The 15,134-nt window shown below is 72.4% G+C and carries 15 protein-coding genes and 1 tRNA gene; 9 read left to right on the forward strand and 7 right to left on the reverse strand.

What is annotated here, in order from left to right; translation table 11 throughout:
• Positions 1–140: 140 nt before the first annotated feature.
• Positions 141–668 carry a GNAT family N-acetyltransferase gene (locus AFM16_RS12375; RefSeq protein WP_078633335.1) on the forward strand — a complete coding sequence of 176 codons (528 nt, stop codon included), beginning with the start codon at positions 141–143 and terminating at the stop codon, positions 666–668.
• Here the strand turns inward: AFM16_RS12375 and AFM16_RS12380 are convergent.
• On the reverse strand, positions 661–2,712 hold the full coding sequence (locus AFM16_RS12380) for an MDR family MFS transporter (RefSeq protein ID WP_078633336.1): 2,052 nt from the start codon (positions 2,710–2,712) through the stop codon (positions 661–663). The two genes, AFM16_RS12375 and AFM16_RS12380, sit on opposite strands and share 8 nt — an antisense overlap.
• Before the next feature lie 192 nt (positions 2,713–2,904).
• Between AFM16_RS12380 and AFM16_RS12385 the strand changes: the two genes are divergently transcribed.
• Positions 2,905–4,008 carry a peptidoglycan-binding domain-containing protein gene (locus AFM16_RS12385; RefSeq protein WP_245177684.1) on the forward strand — a complete coding sequence of 368 codons (1,104 nt, stop codon included), beginning with the start codon at positions 2,905–2,907 and terminating at the stop codon, positions 4,006–4,008.
• A 24-nt stretch (positions 4,009–4,032) separates the two neighbouring features.
• Here AFM16_RS12385 and AFM16_RS12390 read toward each other — a convergent pair whose 3' ends face one another.
• Both AFM16_RS12390 and AFM16_RS12395 read right to left on the reverse strand, forming a co-directional pair.
• Entirely contained in the window at positions 4,033–4,704 is a 672-nt protein-coding gene (locus tag AFM16_RS12390; RefSeq protein WP_078633338.1) for an HAD-IA family hydrolase, read from the reverse strand.
• A gap of 226 nt (positions 4,705–4,930) precedes the next feature.
• On the reverse strand, positions 4,931–5,512 hold the full coding sequence (locus tag AFM16_RS12395) for a TMEM165/GDT1 family protein (RefSeq protein WP_030796676.1): 582 nt from the start codon (positions 5,510–5,512) through the stop codon (positions 4,931–4,933).
• Positions 5,513–5,898: 386 nt separating this feature from the next.
• On the opposite strand from AFM16_RS12395, the gene AFM16_RS12400 reads away from it, so the two are divergent.
• The 3 genes from AFM16_RS12400 to AFM16_RS12410 all read left to right on the forward strand — a co-directional run bounded on the left by AFM16_RS12400 (position 5,899) and on the right by AFM16_RS12410 (position 9,189).
• A complete protein-coding gene (locus tag AFM16_RS12400) occupies positions 5,899–6,543 on the forward strand; it encodes an HNH endonuclease family protein (protein WP_030796678.1) in 645 nt (214 codons plus the stop codon).
• Between the two features lie 118 nt (positions 6,544–6,661).
• Positions 6,662–8,359: an alkaline phosphatase D family protein gene (locus AFM16_RS12405; RefSeq protein WP_078633339.1), complete on the forward strand. Its 1,698-nt coding sequence runs from the start codon at positions 6,662–6,664 to the stop codon at positions 8,357–8,359.
• 215 nt (positions 8,360–8,574) lie between these two features.
• On the forward strand, positions 8,575–9,189 hold the full coding sequence (locus tag AFM16_RS12410; RefSeq protein ID WP_030796682.1) for a DedA family protein: 615 nt from the start codon (positions 8,575–8,577) through the stop codon (positions 9,187–9,189).
• A gap of 39 nt (positions 9,190–9,228) precedes the next feature.
• Here the strand turns inward: AFM16_RS12410 and AFM16_RS12415 are convergent, their stop codons facing one another.
• Entirely contained in the window at positions 9,229–9,453 is a 225-nt protein-coding gene (locus AFM16_RS12415; RefSeq protein WP_078633340.1) for a DUF2277 domain-containing protein, read from the reverse strand.
• Positions 9,454–9,553: 100 nt separating this feature from the next.
• Here AFM16_RS12415 and AFM16_RS12420 point away from each other — a divergent pair, with 100 nt between their 5' ends.
• Positions 9,554–10,459 (forward strand): ketopantoate reductase family protein, encoded by a 906-nt coding sequence (locus AFM16_RS12420; protein WP_078633341.1) that lies wholly within the window; start codon positions 9,554–9,556, stop codon positions 10,457–10,459.
• On the opposite strand, the gene AFM16_RS12425 is transcribed toward AFM16_RS12420, so the two are convergent.
• On the reverse strand, positions 10,449–10,979 hold the full coding sequence (locus AFM16_RS12425) for a GNAT family N-acetyltransferase (RefSeq protein WP_030796688.1): 531 nt from the start codon (positions 10,977–10,979) through the stop codon (positions 10,449–10,451). The two genes, AFM16_RS12420 and AFM16_RS12425, sit on opposite strands and share 11 nt — an antisense overlap.
• Positions 10,980–11,103: 124 nt before the next feature.
• Between AFM16_RS12425 and AFM16_RS12430 the strand changes: the two genes are divergently transcribed.
• On the forward strand, positions 11,104–11,481 hold the full coding sequence (locus AFM16_RS12430) for a DUF8825 domain-containing protein (RefSeq protein WP_030796691.1): 378 nt from the start codon (positions 11,104–11,106) through the stop codon (positions 11,479–11,481).
• A gap of 50 nt (positions 11,482–11,531) precedes the next feature.
• Here AFM16_RS12430 and AFM16_RS12435 read toward each other — a convergent pair.
• Positions 11,532–11,603 (reverse strand) — tRNA-Val (locus tag AFM16_RS12435).
• A 167-nt stretch (positions 11,604–11,770) separates the two neighbouring features.
• Here AFM16_RS12435 and AFM16_RS12440 point away from each other — a divergent pair.
• Both AFM16_RS12440 and AFM16_RS12445 read left to right on the forward strand, forming a co-directional pair.
• Positions 11,771–13,168, forward strand: coding sequence for a coiled-coil domain-containing protein (locus tag AFM16_RS12440; RefSeq protein WP_078633342.1), 1,398 nt, complete (start codon positions 11,771–11,773; stop codon positions 13,166–13,168).
• 100 nt (positions 13,169–13,268) lie between these two features.
• Complete coding sequence (locus tag AFM16_RS12445) at positions 13,269–13,820, forward strand: DUF4383 domain-containing protein (RefSeq protein WP_037876886.1); 552 nt, start codon at positions 13,269–13,271, stop codon at positions 13,818–13,820.
• A gap of 16 nt (positions 13,821–13,836) precedes the next feature.
• Here AFM16_RS12445 and AFM16_RS12450 read toward each other — a convergent pair whose 3' ends face one another.
• Positions 13,837–15,009, reverse strand: a complete 1,173-nt coding sequence (locus tag AFM16_RS12450) for an amidase domain-containing protein (RefSeq protein ID WP_078633343.1) — start codon at positions 15,007–15,009, stop codon at positions 13,837–13,839.
• Positions 15,010–15,134: the final 125 nt, after the last annotated feature.

Raw genomic sequence — 15,134 nt, forward strand, 5'->3', positions numbered from 1 at the left:
GGTCGGCCCCGCGGGCCGGTTCGGAGTTCGGGTTGCCCCAACCACCCCGCGTAAACGGGGCCCGCGCACCCCACGTAAATGGGCCCGCCCACCCGTGGTGAACGGGGCCCGCGCCCACCAGGGCGAACCGGCTCGCGACAATGGCCGCCATGACCACCACCCCGGCCTGGACCGTCACCCCCGAACCCTTCGACTCGGCCGACGCCGCCGCCCTGTGGCGGGAGTACTACACGGAGGTCAGCGACCGCTGGTACCTGCTGCACGAGGGGCGCAGGACCGACCCGGCCGAGCTGGAGCGCGAGATCGCCGCCCGGCCGGGTGCCGAACTCGCCCCGCCCGTCGGCCGGTTGCTCGTCGGGCGGTACGGCGGCGCACCGGGCGGCTGCGCGGGCGTACGGCTGCTGGACGCCGGGACCGCCGAGCTGACGCGGGTGTTCGTGCGGCCGGGGCTGCGCGGGACGGGCGGCGCCCCGCTGCTGGTCGGGGCCGCCGAGGACGCCGCCCGCGCGCTCGGGGCCGGCCGGATCGTCCTGGACACCCGTGGCGACCTGGTCGAGGCGCGTGCCCTGTACGCGCGGCTCGGCTACACGGAGACCGGGCGGCACAACGACGACCCGTACGCCGAGCACTGGTTCACGAAGCGGCTCGACGGGAGCCGGCTCAGGTGACGCCGGTCGCCGGCCGGCGGGCGGGCCCGTCGTCGTGGGGCTGTTCGCGGTCGGAGCCGCACAGTTCGGTGGTGAGTTCCTTGACCAACTGGATCAGGTCGGTGGGCCGGTCCGGGCCCCACCAGTCGCCGAGCAGCTCGGCCAGCGACTCCTCGCGGACCCGCGCCAGGTCCTCGGCGACCTCGTGGCCGCGCGGGGTGAGGACGAGGTCCAGGCCCTCGCGCACGGCGAGCCGGCGCGCCTCGACCTGCCGCACCGCCTCCATGATCACGTGCAGCGGTACGGCGGTGCGCTCGGCCAGCACCGAGGGCTCGACGCTGCCGTACTTCCAGGTCCGCAGCAGCAGCCAGCCCGACGCCGGGAGCAGATCGTGGCCGGAGCGGTCGCTGATCTCCCGGTAGATCTCGCGGCGGCCCTCCCGGGTGCCGAGCACGGACAGGGCCCGGCACACCTCGTCGTACGACGACCGCTGGACCGGGTTGCTGGCGAGGGTCTCGGTCACGTCGGGCGCGGTGACCGAGCCGCGCAGCGGGTCCTCGCGCAGGAACCAGGCGAGCACGAAGCCGAGGAGGGCGACGGGGGCGGCGTAGAGGAAGACGTCGGTGATCGCGGAGGCGTAGGCGTCCAGGACGGGTGGGCGCAGCGAGGGCGGGAGGTCGGCGATCCGGCGCGGGTCGGCCTCCAGCGCGTCCACGGAGACCCCGGAGGGGAGGCTGACGCCGAGGAAGGCGTCGGTGAGTTTGTCGCCGAGGCGGCTGGTGAAGACCGTGCCGAAGATGGCGACGCCGAAGGACGCCCCGATGGAGCGGAAGAAGGTCGCTCCGGAGGTGGCGACGCCGAGATCCTCGTAGGAGACGGCGTTCTGCACGATCAGGACCAGGACCTGCATGACCAGGCCGAGACCGAGGCCGAAGACGAAGAAGTAGGCGCTCATCTCGCCCGTGGAGCTGTTCTCGTCCAACTGGTGCAGCAGGAGCAGGCCGAGGGTGGTGACGCCGGTGCCGGCGACCGGGAACACCTTCCAGCGGCCGGTGCGGCTGACGAGCTGCCCGGAAACGGTGGACGACAGCAGCATGCCGAACACCATCGGCAGCATGTGGACACCGGACATGGTCGGGGAGACGCCCTGGACGACCTGGAGGAAGGTCGGCAGATAGGTCATCGCGCCGAACATCGCGAAGCCGACGATGAAGCTGATCACGGCGGAGAGGGTGAAGGTGCGGATGGCGAACAGTTTCAGCGGCAGGACGGGTTCGGCGGCCCTGCGTTCCACGGCCACGAACGCGACGGCGAGGACCACGCCCGCCACCGCGAGGCCGATGATCTGCGGCGAGCCCCAGTCCCAGGTGGTGCCGCCGAGCGAGGCCACCAGGACCAGACAGGTGGCGACGGAGGCGATGAGGAAGGTGCCGAGGTAGTCGATGACGTGCGGGGTCGCCCGGTGCGGGATGTGCAGGACAGCCGCGATGACGACGAGCGCGACGATCCCGACGGGCAGATTGATGTAGAACACCCAGCGCCAACTGAGGTGTTCGGTGAAGACACCGCCCAACAGCGGTCCGAGGACGCTGGTCGCGCCGAACACCGCCCCGAACAGACCCTGGTAGCGGCCGCGTTCGCGGGGCGGGACGATGTCGCCGACGATCGCCATCGACAGCACCATCAGACCGCCGCCGCCCAGTCCCTGGAGCGCCCGGAAGGCGATCAACTGGGGCATGTTCTGAGCCATTCCGCACAGCGCCGAGCCGACCAGGAAGATGACGATCGCGATCTGGAACAACCGCTTGCGCCCGTACTGGTCGCCCAGTTTGCCCCAGAGCGGGGTGGCGGCGGTCGAGGCGAGCAGATACGCGGTGACGACCCAGCTCAGATGGTCGAGGCCGCCCAGGTCGCTGACGATCGTGGGCAGGGCCGTGGAGACGATCGTCTGGTCGAGGGCGGCGAGGAGCATGCCGAGCAGCAGGGCGCCGATCGAGACGAGCACGTTTTTGGACACGTGTTCCTGACGCGGATCCGCCGTCGCGCTGTGCGCGTCCAAGGCCATGGATGCCTCCTGGGACTCTGGTGACCCTTTCATCGTGATCGGTGTGACCCGTTATGGCCTCCCGAGTCCCCTTGGGGCGGCCCCGGATTCCTCCGGAAGCCGAGCGGAATCCCGCATTCCGGGGGCCGCGGACGGGCGCTTGTGTGGAGGATCTGCATAATCTCTGGAGTTTCGATGGGGAGGGACGGGCACGTGAGCGATCCGACGGGGTGGCAGGGGCGACCGGAGCGGCAGGGGCTGCCGTGCCCGGAGTGCGGCGCGCTCCGCGCCGCCGACAACACCCCGTCGTGCGCCTGCGCCCGGCGCGCCGCGGACGCCCTGCGCGACACCCGTACGGCGGAGGCGGCCGCGGCGGAGGACTTCGATCCGCTGCGGATACGGCCATACGTTGACATAGGGGAGACGGGGGAGGGCGCGGACGTCCACCAGGGCGGGCAGGGTGCCGTCGACATGACGATGCCCCTGCGGGCGGTGCCCGCCGACGAGACCGTGCAGCTACGGGCCGTGCCCGCGGACGCGACGACGGCGCTCCCCACGCCCCTCACGCGCACGGGTCCCCTGGGCGCGGAGCCCAGCACCACCGATCTGAGCCTCTTCGAGAGCGCGGACCGGGACGGTGCGTACGGTGCCGGCGCCTACCGTGACGACGAGGACGCGTCGACCCCGCGCGGCCGGCGCCGCCGTCGCGCCCTGCTGCTGGCCACGACCGGTGCCGTCGTGACCGTCGTGACCGCGGCCGGGTTCGCGAGCGGGCTGTTCTCCTACGAGAAGCCGACCCGGGACGACGCCGCCCCGGAGGACGTCCGCGTCGCCGTGCCGGAGGTCTCGGGCACCGAGGCGGCCTCGGTGTCGCCCTCGGCGAGCGGATCGCCGTCCCCCTCGGCGTCCAGCGCGTCGCCGTCGGCCTCGGCGAGCGAGAGCGCCTCCCCGTCGGCCTCCGCGAGCGAGAGCGCGTCGCCGTCCGCGTCCGCCTCGGCGGAACCGAGCCCGACGGTGTCGACCGCCGAGGAGACCGCCTCCGCCGGGCCCGACAACGGCACGGACGGTGACGGCGGCGGGCAGCCCATCGCGGCGCCGGTCCTGCGGCGCGGCGACAGCGGCCCGGAGGTCACCGAACTCCAGATCCGGCTGCGTCAGTTGCGCCTCTACAACCACGACGTCAACGGGGTCTTCGACCAGCGGCTGGAGAACGCCGTGCGCAACTACCAGTGGTACCGGGGCATCAAGGCCGACGGCTACGGCGTGTACGGGGCGGCGACCCGCCAGAGCCTGGAGTCGGAGACCAGCGCGCCGTAGGACTCAGTCCCCGGGCCCTGGGGTTCAGTCCCGGCCGACGTGGATACGGACGCCGTCCCGCGCGCCGTCCCGCACCGCCTCGACCCGGATCTCCCGCAGGTCGCGCACCACCACGTCGGGCCCGTGCGCCGCGGCCCTCGGGCCGACGCCCACGACCCGCATCCCGGCCGCGTGTCCGGCGGCGATGCCCGCCCCCGAGTCCTCGAAGACCACACAGTCCGCGGCCGCGATCCCCAGCTCGGCCGCGCCCTTCAGGAAGCCCTCGGGGTCCGGCTTGCCGGCGCCCACCGACTCCGCGGTGATCCGCACGTCCGGCATCGGCAGCCCGGCCGCCGCCATCCGTGCCGTGGACAGCGCGACGTCCGCCGAGGTGACCAGGGCGTACGGCACGTCCTGCGCGCGCAGCGAGGCGAGGAACTCCGCCGCGCCGGGCACCGGCACGACACCGTCCAGGTCGGCGGTCTCCTCGGCCAGCATCCGGGCGTTGTCCGCGTAGTTCTGCTCCATGGGGCGGTCCGGCAGCAGCACGGCCATCGAGGCGTACCCCTGGCGGCCGTGGACGACCCGCATCACCTCGTCGCCGTCCAGCCCGTGCCGGTCGGCCCAGCGCCGCCAGATCCGCTCGACGACGGCGTCGGAGTTCACGAGGGTGCCGTCCATGTCGAGGAGAAGGGCACGGGCGGGCAGGACCGGCATCGACGGCTCCAGTGATAGCTGGGTGAGACCAAGGCGGCCCCGCCCGTCGGTCAGGGAGAACGAGCGGGAGCCACTTTGTTTCTCCACGGTACAAAACAATGGGGGTCCCCCGCCACCCGCCCCGGAAAGCGCCGCCCGGTGTTCACCCTCCGTTCAGGCCGCCACCGCCGGCACAACAGGTCGCCACCGCTGGCACAAGAGGCCGCCACCGCCGGCGCACCACGGCTCAGCCGGCGATCGCCTCCCACAGGCTCCACACGCCCAGCGCCAGCATCAGCGCCGCCGCGATCCGGGTGATCAGCGTCAGCGGCACCCGCTTCATCAGCGCCTTTCCGCCGACGATGCCCAGACCGGCCACGGTCCACAGCGCCAGCACCGCGCCGAGGCCGACGGAGAGCGGGTCGTCGTAGCGGGCGGCCAGGTTGGCCGTCATGATCTGCGTGAGGTCACCGAACTCGGCGACCAGGATCAGCATGAAACCGGCCCCCGAGACCTTCCAGAAGGACTGGTCCTTCGGCCGCCGGATCTCCTCGTCGCCGTCGTCCTTCTTCATCAGCAGCACGGCCGCGCCGCCCAGGAACAGCACGCCGGTGATCGCCTGCACGATCTGGTGCGGCAGCAGCGTGAGCACGCTGCCCGCGGCGACGGCGAGCGTCACATGCAGCGCGAAGGCCGCGGCGACACCGGCGAAGACGTAGGAGGCGCGGTAGCGGGTGCCGAGGACGAGGCCGGCGAGCGCGGTCTTGTCGGGCAGCTCGGCCAGGAAGACGACGCCGAAGACGACCGCCATGACACTGATGCTGATCAAGGTTCCTCAATCGGTCGGGGCCACCCCGCCGAGAGCCTGAGATCCGCTGGATTCCCAGTATGGAGACACCTCGGCACGGCAGCACACATGGCACCCGCGCCGAGGGGGCACGGGTGTGCACTGCTTGCCGAAGGTCTCGCTGGCCGGTTCCTCTCGGAACCTGCCTCCGGGCGCCGGCTCAGACGAGCTGAGCAGTATGTCGACGGTCCCGGCGAAGAGCTACTCCCCTTCTGCTCCGTCAATCATACGAGATCGTTCCGCCATAAACCTTGTCGTGTCATGTGCACGTCACTAGCTTCTTACCGGGCGCACACCTCTCCGCAATGCGGCGCGGGGAGCATTCCCACCGCTCGCGCTCAACAGCCCCTCCCCACCAAGGAGTTCGCATGGCCAAGTTCTACGCGCGTCGACGACTGAGCATACTCGCGGCCCTGTCGGGTCTCATAGCCTCCGTCGCGCTCTTCGACGCACCGACCGCCTCGGCCGCCCTCCCCACCCCCGTCAGCGCCGCCACCGCCCGCAGCTATCTGTCCCAGCTCACCGTGGCCACCGAGAACCGCACGGGCTACAACCGCGACCTCTTCACCCACTGGATCACCATCAGCGGCACCTGCAACACCCGCGAGACGGTCCTCAAGCGGGACGGCTCCAACGTCGTCACCAACTCCGCCTGCACCGCGACCAGCGGAAGCTGGTACTCCCCGTACGACGGCGCGACCTGGACCGCCGCCTCCGACCTCGACATCGACCACGTGGTGCCGCTCGCCGAGGCGTGGGACTCCGGCGCGAGCGGCTGGACCAGCGCCAAGCGCCAGAACTTCGCCAACGACCTGACCCGCCCGCAGCTCATCGCCGTCACGGACAACGTCAACCAGGCCAAGGGCGACCAGGACCCGGCCCAGTGGATGCCGTCGGTCACCTCCTACCGCTGCACGTACGTCCGCGCCTGGGTCCAGGTGAAGTACTACTACGGCCTCTCCGTCGACTCGGCCGAGAAGTCCGCGCTCACCAGCTACCTCTCCGGCTGCTGAACCGGCCGGCCGATCGGGCCACGCCGGGATCGGCCGACGCAGCGATCGGCCGACGCAGGGATCTCCCCACGCTCCCCGTCGTTCCGTACCGTACGGAGCGACGGAGGAGGGTGATCGGGTGGCCGGACTGCGGCTGGGACCACTGCTGAGGCACATCGACGGTTCGTCATCGGCCTCGTCCCCCTCCGCGACGGTGTGGGTCGAGGCGACCCGTCCGTGCGCCGCCGAGGTGCGCTGCGCGGACGGCGCCGGCGGCACGGGCCGCACCTTCCAGGTGGCGGGCCACCACTACGCCCTGATCCCGGTCACCGGACTGACGGCGGGCACGGAGACGGCCTACGAGGTGTTCCTGGACGGCACCCGCGTGTGGCCGCAGCCCGACTCCCGCTTCCCGCCGTCCGTCATCCGCCTCCCGGCGCCCGGCAAGGGCGTGGACGGCGACAGCGACGACGGCGGCGACGACGGCGGTGTCCTCCGGATCGCCTTCGGGTCGTGCCGCTGGGCGGCACCCCCGGCCGGTGAGAGCGACCCCGTGGGCCCCGACGCCCTGCACGGACTGGCCGCCCGGATCGCCGCCGACCCGGCGGCCGCCCGGCCCGACGTCCTCCTGCTGCTGGGCGACCAGGTGTACGCCGACGAGGTCTCCGACGCGACCCGCGAGCGGATCCGCGCCCGCCGCGGCCTGGCCGACGCGCCGGGCGCCGAGGTCGCCGACTTCGAGGAGTACACCTGGCTCTACGACGAGTCCTGGGGCGACCCCGAGGTCCGCTGGCTGCTCTCCACCGTCCCCACCTGCATGGTCTTCGACGACCACGACGTGATCGACGACTGGAACACCTCCGCCGCCTGGCTCGCCGACATGCGGGCCACGCCCTGGTGGCGCGAGCGGATCCTGAGCGGCCTGATGTCGTACTGGGTCTACCAGCAGCTCGGCAACCTCTCCCCCGCCGAACTGGCCGCCGACCCGCTCTACGCCGCCGTGTGCGCGCAGCCCGACGGCACCGACGCGCTGCGCGCCTTCGCCTGCCGGGCCGACGCCGACCCGGCCTCCGTCCGCTGGAGCTACCGGCGCGACTTCGGCCGGACCCGGCTGCTGATGGTGGACAGCAGGGCCGCGCGGGTCCTGGCGGAGGACGGGCGCGCGATGCTCGACCCCGACGAGGACGCGTGGCTGCGCGCCCAGGCCCTGGACGACCCCGGCTCCTACGACCATCTCCTGATCGGCACCTCCCTGCCCTGGCTGCTGCCGCCGCTGGTGCACGACGCCGAGGCGTGGAACGCGGCGCTGTGCCGGGGTGAACGCGGCGCGCGCTGGGCGCGGTTCGGCGAGAAGCTGCGGCGGGCGGCCGATCTGGAGCACTGGGCGGCCTTCCCCGGCTCCTTCGCCGCGCTGGCCGGGCTGATCGCCGAGGCCGGCACGGGCCCGGCGGCACCGGCAAGCGTGCTCGTGCTCTCCGGGGACGTCCATCACGCGTACGTCGCCGAGCCGCGGTGGCGGGAGGGGCCGGGGCCGGACGCGCGGGTGCTCCAGCTCACCTGTTCGCCGGTGCACAACTCGATACCGCTGTCGATAAGGGTGGGGTTCCGCCTCGGCTGGAGCGCGGTCTCCCGAGCCGTGGGGCGCCGGCTCGCCCGGCACGGGCGCTGCGCGCACCCGCCCGTCGACTGGCGCAAGCTCGGCGGGCCGTGGTTCGGCAACCAGCTCATGTCCCTGGAGCTGCGCGGGCGTTCGGCCCGGCTGCGGCTGGAGCAGGCGCGCGGGAACGACGTCCTGACGACCGTGGCGGAGTCCGATCTCATTCCCAGAAGTTCGTGAACAGGAGCATCCACTTCCGGTAAGCGGTCAGGCGTTCACATCCCGATCCGAATCGGCCTCTCCGGTGAACGTCCGATATCAAACGCACACGCCCCCCGTGAATCTTCTGTCACACCTTCCGCGTACGCTGTATGGCTGTATTGGCCGCACCTGCCGCTCCCTCGCGACACAGCGGCACGGTCGGCCGTCACGGGGGAGACACGGGGAGCGATCGGGTGTTGGAGAGTGTGGGGGCGTTGTTCGGCAGCCCATGGATCTATGTGGTGGTGGGGCTGTCCGTCCTCCTCGACGTGTTCCTGCCGGTGCTGCCCAGCGGAGTGCTCGTGATCACGGCGGCGACGGCCGCCGCGGCCGGTTCGGGAGCGGCGACCGGGCAGGTGCCGCACGACGTGCCGGACATCATGGTGCTGATCCTGTCGGCGACGACCGCGTCCGTGCTCGGCGATCTGGTGGCCTACCGGCTGGCCTGGCGCGGCGGTGAACGCCTGGACCGCGCGATCGCCCGCTCCCGACGCCTCACGAGCGCGCAGGAACGTCTCGGCGAGGCCCTCTCCAAGGGCGGCGGCGCGCTGGTGGTGCTGGCCCGCTTCGCACCGGCCGGCCGCTCGGTGGTCTCCCTGATCGCCGGCGCCGCCCACCGCCGCCCCCGCGACTTCCTCCCCTGGTCCGCCCTGGCCGGCCTCTCCTGGGCCGCCTACAGCGCCGCCCTCGGCTACTACGGCGCCCACTGGCTGGGCACGACCTGGCTGGCCACGGGTGTCTCGGTCCTGGCCCTGTTCGGCGCGGGCGCGGTGGCGGCGTACGTGATGCGGCGACCGTCGTCGGCCTGACGGGGGGCGCAGGGCCGGGCCGTCCCGAGGTCACAGGACTCACGCCCGGTGGGCCGCGCCCCGTACCTCCAGGCCGTCCAGCAGTTCCGCCGTGGCCTGCGCGATGTGTTCGACGGCCCGGTCGAAGACCTCCTGGTTGTGGGCGGCGGGTGCCCGGAAGCCGGACACCTTGCGGACGTACTGGAGGGCGGCGGCCCGGATCTCGTCCTGGGTGGCCTCCTCGGCCAGCGCGGGCGGGCGGAGCGTCTTGATGCTGCGGCACATGTCCCCAAGTCTGCCCCGCCGCGCCGCCTCCGTGCCATGATCGTTTCCGAGGCGGCCACCGCGACCCGCGGGGCCGACCGACGAGAGGATCGACAACCCCATGGGGAACGACATACGTACCGTCGCCGTCCTGGGCCCCGGCGGCGTGGGCGGACTGCTCGCCGCGCTGCTGTCCCGGGCCGGCCACCAGGTGGTCTGCCTGGCCGGTGAGGACACGGCCGCGGCCCTGCGCGAGCGCGGGATCGCCGTCCGCAGCGGGCAGTTCGGCGACTTCACGGCCCGGGTGGACGCGGACACCACCCTGCGGACGCCGGTCGACGCGGTGCTGATCACCGTCAAGCACACCGCGCTGGACGAGGCCCTGACCCGGATCCCGGCCTCCGCGCTGGGCGACGACACCCTGCTCGTGCCGTTCCTCAACGGCGTCGAGCACCCGGCGCGGCTGCGCGCCCACCACCGCCCGGACCGGGTCGCGCCGGCCGTCGTCCGCGTCGAGTCGACCCGGGTCGCGCCCGGGGTGATCGAGCACGGCAGCCGGTTCACGAGCATCGACCTCGCCGGGGACCAGGTGCCCGCCGACCGGCTCGACGCGCTCGCCCGCACCCTGGCCGCCGTCGACCCGGCCGTACAGACGCACCCGGACGAGACGGCCGTCCTGTGGGGGAAGCTGGCCTTCCTCGCCCCCTTCGCGCTGCTCACCACCCGCCACCGCGCCCCGGTCGGCGAGATCCGCGGCCGGTACCGGGAGGAGCTGACCGCGCTGGTCGAGGAGACCGCCGCGGTCAGCCGGGCCTGCGGCGCGCCCGCCGACCCGGCGCGGACGCTCGCGCTCTACGACGCCTTCGAGCCCACCGCGAAGTCCTCGATGCTGCGGGACGCCGAGGCCGGTCTGCCGCTCGAACTCGACGCGATCGGCGGGGCGTTGCTGCGCGCGGCGGAGCGGCACGGGGTACCGGTGCCGGTGGCTGCGCGGCTGGTGGAGGAGGTCGCGGCGGCTAACCGCTGAGCCCGGCGCGCAGGTCGACGTACCAGTCGTTGGATCTGATCGGGTTGCCCTTCGGGTACTCGAAGTCGGCCTGCCCGCGGAGCGTGAACCCGGCCTTGCGGCACACCCCGTTGGACGCGCTGTGGTCCACCTTGGGGAAGGCGTGCAGGGTCGGGTGACCGCCCGCCTCGCGGACGACGCCGATCAGGGCGCGGGCCGCCGACACGGCGAGGCCCCGGCCCTGGTACTCGGGCAGGACGGCCCAGCCCGTCTCCCACACGGTGGCGCCCTGCCACTCGTGCTCCCAGTACCCGATGGACCCGACGGTCTCGCCGTCGCCGTCATCGCCGTCGAGCACGATCCGGTACATCCGCCCGGCGGCCGGCTCGCAGTAGCGCCGGTGCCGGGAGACGAGCTGCTCCTCCGACTCCGGCCCGCCGAGCTGGTCGGTCATCTCCGGGGTGTTGCACCGCCGCAGCAGCCACATGTCCCCACCCGCCCACGGCACCAACAGCACCCGCCGCCCACCGTTCAGTTCCATGCCCCCACGGTAGAGCGGGGCTCTGACAACCGGCCCTCGCCCGCCCCTGTCATTCGAACGTACGTTCACACGAACACCCCAAAGAGACTCGCCTCCCAAAATCGAACAGGCGTAGCATTAGCGCGTGGCGACGACCTATGACTTTCCGAGCGACCTGCGCGCCGGTCAGGAGGAGCTGCATCAGGTCCGGGCCGAGCTGTCGGCCCTCCTGAGGCGGCTGCCCTGGTCGGTCGAGCCCCTGGACGGCTTCAGCGACGACAGCGGCTGGCGCAAGATCGAGCGCCCCGCCTCCCCCGGCTGGACGGCCGACGAACAGGCCGAGGTGGAGAAACTCCGCCGCCGTGAACACGAACTGGCGGTCTTCGTCAGCGGCCACCGCTTCTGGTCGGAGGTCGCCGTCGCCGACCGCGTGGAGGCCCGCACCCGCCTGAAGCACGCCCACGAGACCCCGCCCGGCGAGGGCGAGGGCGACACCGACGCCGGTCGCCCCCATACCCCCTGAAAACACGCCGGAGGGCCCTCACCGATCCGGTGAGGGCCCTCCGGCCTGTGTGGGCGCGGACGGTTTCGAACCGCCGACATCCTGCTTGTAAGGCAGGCGCTCTACCCCTGAGCTACGCACCCGTGAACGAGTCGACAGCCTACATGGCGTGGGGCGGTGTCCGGCAAACGCGTTTCGGGGCGGTGGAGGGCGAAGTCGGTGGCCGAACGGCGAACTGACGCGGTCGTGTGTTCGTCCTTAACGGGTGGGAGAATGACATCCGGGCAGGGCGGACGTACGGGAGAGGGATGTGACGGCGACACCAGCGCAGCCGAACTCGCCGTCGAGGCCGCGCGCCCGTTCCGGCATGTCCCGTGGCCTCCGGGACACCCTGAACGACACCCTCGCCCTCGTCGCGCTGCCGGCGGTCCTGCTCGCGCCGGCGCTGTCCGCCGCGTTCGCCGGGGGCGGTACCCGGCGCTGGTTCGGGGGGCGGGCGGAGGGCCAGCGGGCCGAGGCGCAGGCGGCGAAGGACGCCGCGGCGGCCGCCTTCTACGAGCTGGACACCGCCCAGCGGGACCTGCGGATCTCGATCGAGACGATCACGGCGGTCGACGACTCCCCCGCCGCCCGCCGCGCCGTCGCGGACTTCGAGGCGCTCGGCCGGCGGATCGACGAGGTCAGCCACCAGTACATCCAGGCCGTCGACGCCCACGATCTCGACCGGGACGACCTGGAGGCCGCCACGGCCGCCCGGGCGCGCACCGAACTGACCCGCGCCAAGGACGAGCTGGGCCGGGTCAAGCAGGAGCTGGACCGTTTCACCGACGGGCTGGGTCCGCTGCTCGGCAAGGCCGAGACCCAGCTCGCCCGGCTGGCGCCCGCCGTGGAGCGGGCCCGGCAGGCCCTGTCGGCCGCCTCCGGCGCGCTGGACGCCGTACGGGCCACGGGGCTGCGGGCGGACGATCTGGCGGCGCGGCTGGCGGCGCTGGCGCCCGAGCTGACCCTGCTGAACCAGGGCGCGGGGCAGCACGGCGTGGCGCAGACGCTGGAGCGGGCCGAGCGGGTGTCGCGGGAGGCCGGGGCGATCCGGGCGGAGGCGGAGCGGCTGCCGGAGCGGGCCGCCGAGATCGACCGCCGGCTGGTGTCGCTGCGCACCCGCGCGCAGGCCCTGACGACCCGCACGGGGCAGGTGGAGCCGATCCTGAGCGAGCTGCGGCGGCGGTTCACGGCCGCCTGCTGGCAGGACCTCCAGCAGGTGCCGGACGACGCCGTGGAGCACGTACGGCAGGCCGAGCGCAAGCTCACCGAGGCGCGGGCCGCGCGGGACGCGCAGCGCTGGCCGGACGCCACCGCGCTGCTGTCCACGGCCCGCGCGCTGCTGAACACCACCGACGAGGCGGTCTCGGCCGCCGGTGACCGGCTGGCCCGGCTCAACGCCGTGCAGAAGGACCCGGGCCAGGAGATCGAGCGGACCCGGTTCGCGATCCGGGACGCCCAGCGGCTGGCGATGGCCGGCCGCACCACCCCGGACCCCCGGGACGCGCGCCCGCTGGACGAGGCGGTGGCCCGGCTGGAGCGGGCCGTCGGCACGCTGGAGGGCCGGCACCCCGACTACTGGCACTTCCTGACCGAGACGGAGGGCGTGCGGCGGGCGGTCGCGGACGTCGTCGCCCGGATCCGGGAGGAGCGGGGCACGGCCGGCTGACCGGCCGCCGGTCCCGCCACCGCGTTGCTGCCCGCCCCCGGGAAGCGGATATTGGGTGGTACGGCCCCCGCCGGCATGTCTCACCCCTCGGGAGGCGGAGATGGCGGCCCACGCAGTGCACTCCGAACACAAGCGGCGGATCAGGATCGACGATCATCTGCCGGTCGACCACCGCCTGAACAGGGTCTACCGGATCGGCGCCGGGCTGATGGGCCTGGGGCTGCTGGTCTTCGGGATCTTCGGCGTCATCGACAAGATCGGCTTCTTCGACACCGGTGGGGACGAGGTCTGGGGCCTCAACACCAACGGCGCCCTGAGCTGGCTGTCGATCGCCGTCGGACTGCTGCTGTTCGTCGGCATGGTGATCGGCGGGAACTTCGCCTCCACGCTGAACATGACGCTCGGCATCCTGTTCATCCTCAGCGGCTTCGTGAACATGGCGCTGCTGGAGACGGACTACAACTTCCTGGCCTTCCAGATCCAGAACTGCATGCTCAGTTTCGTCATCGGCATTCTGCTGATGGTGTTCGGGATGTACGGCAGGGTCGGATCGGCCCTGCCGCACGACAACCCGTACTGGCGGGCCCGCCACCCCGAACTGGCGGACGAGCACGACCGTCAGCGCGAGCGGCGGGAGAACTTCCCGTCCTGAACCGACGGGAGACCGGTCAGGTGCGGTACGCGTAGTAGTACGCGTTCGGGTACGAGGCCACGAGGCTCGCGACCGAGCGGCGCAGGGTGTTGTTCGAGTGGTACGTCACGTACGGCACGCCGCCGCTCTTGGCGGTGACGATCATCGTGTGGTCCTTGGACCCGTCGCGGTCGAAGTCCATCTGGAGGACGTCGCCGATCTCGAGCTGGTACACGTTGGCGAGCGCCGTGGTCCGCTTGGAGTTCTGGGCGAACCAGGACCACTCGTTGACACCGATGAACGAGTGGGACTGGATCTCGGCGTTGCCGAACCACTTGGTGTAGTCGTAGACGTACCCGGGGGCGTGCTTCCAGCCGCCCGCCTTCAGGGACTGGCTGACGAAGTTCGTGCAGTCGCCGCCCGCGCCCTGGCCGTTGAAGTCCGGGTAGTCCTTGTTGTAGACGTTCCAGTACTTCTCGGCGTAGGCCGCCATCGCCTTGTAGTCGTACGTGGTGCCGGTCTTGGGGACGGCCACCGGGTTGCGGGTGGTCGCCGCGCGCGGGGCACTCGGCGTGGTGGTGTCGGCGGTGGTGGCGACCTTGACCGTGGGCGGCTCGGCGACGGTGTTGACCGCGAGGCCGCCCTGGTCGGTGTCGCGGATGTCCGTGAGCTGCCAGTTGCCGCGGCGGTCGGCCTTGAAGGTCAGCTCGTGGTTCGACTGGAAGCCGGTGGTCTTCGGCTCGCCCGCGGCCGCCTGGGCGTAGGTCAGGGTCGTGGTCTCGGTGACCGCGGCCTTGGCCGTACGGCCCGTGACGCGCGTGGCGTTCAGGGTGACCGTGGTGGCGGCCTTGCTGTACTTCTCGCCGGCCTTCGCGAGCTTGTCCTTGCGCTTGCCGAGGGCCGACAGCGCGGCGTCCTCACCGCGGGCGGTGCCCGTCGACAGCCGGACCTTGCCCGAGAAGCCGTCGGTCAGCGGCTTGTCCCGGTTGCCCTGCTTGCCGACCACCAGGGCGTCGGTGCGGTCGGTGAAGACCGCGTCCGCGAGGCGCTGGAAGGTGGCCTTGGTCCTGGCGTCCACCGTGGGGTCGTCGACGACCGTGGCGCCCGCCATCCAGTTGGGCAGCAGCGCGACTCCGGCGACGACCGAGGTCGCGGCCGCGCCGATTATCGTGGCTCTGCGGCGTGTCGGCCGCAATTTCCTTGACTTCACTGATGTTTCCCCTCTTGCCCCGGCGGTGGGTTGCCGGAGTACGGCATCTTCGCACGCCGTGTGCAGCTCCTGTGAAGGGGGATGCGGTTGAGGTTTGGTTACGCCAACCACCCCTCCACCGCACG

Source organism: Streptomyces antibioticus (assembly GCF_002019855.1).
Lineage (GTDB): Bacteria > Actinomycetota > Actinomycetes > Streptomycetales > Streptomycetaceae > Streptomyces > Streptomyces antibioticus_B.

What these genes read in the sequence shown, in the direction of transcription:
- AFM16_RS12375 (WP_078633335.1), top strand. Translation starts at nt 141, where the DNA reads ATGGCCGCCATGACCACCACCCCGGCCTGGACCGTCACCCCCGAACCC.
- AFM16_RS12380 (WP_078633336.1), bottom strand. Translation starts at nt 2,712, where the DNA reads ATGGCCTTGGACGCGCACAGCGCGACGGCGGATCCGCGTCAGGAACAC.
- AFM16_RS12390 (WP_078633338.1), bottom strand. Translation starts at nt 4,704, where the DNA reads ATGCCGGTCCTGCCCGCCCGTGCCCTTCTCCTCGACATGGACGGCACC.
- AFM16_RS12400 (WP_030796678.1), top strand. Translation starts at nt 5,899, where the DNA reads ATGGCCAAGTTCTACGCGCGTCGACGACTGAGCATACTCGCGGCCCTG.
- AFM16_RS12415 (WP_078633340.1), bottom strand. Translation starts at nt 9,453, where the DNA reads ATGTGCCGCAGCATCAAGACGCTCCGCCCGCCCGCGCTGGCCGAGGAG.
- AFM16_RS12420 (WP_078633341.1), top strand. Translation starts at nt 9,554, where the DNA reads ATGGGGAACGACATACGTACCGTCGCCGTCCTGGGCCCCGGCGGCGTG.
- AFM16_RS12425 (WP_030796688.1), bottom strand. Translation starts at nt 10,979, where the DNA reads ATGGAACTGAACGGTGGGCGGCGGGTGCTGTTGGTGCCGTGGGCGGGT.
- AFM16_RS12445 (WP_037876886.1), top strand. Translation starts at nt 13,269, where the DNA reads ATGGCGGCCCACGCAGTGCACTCCGAACACAAGCGGCGGATCAGGATC.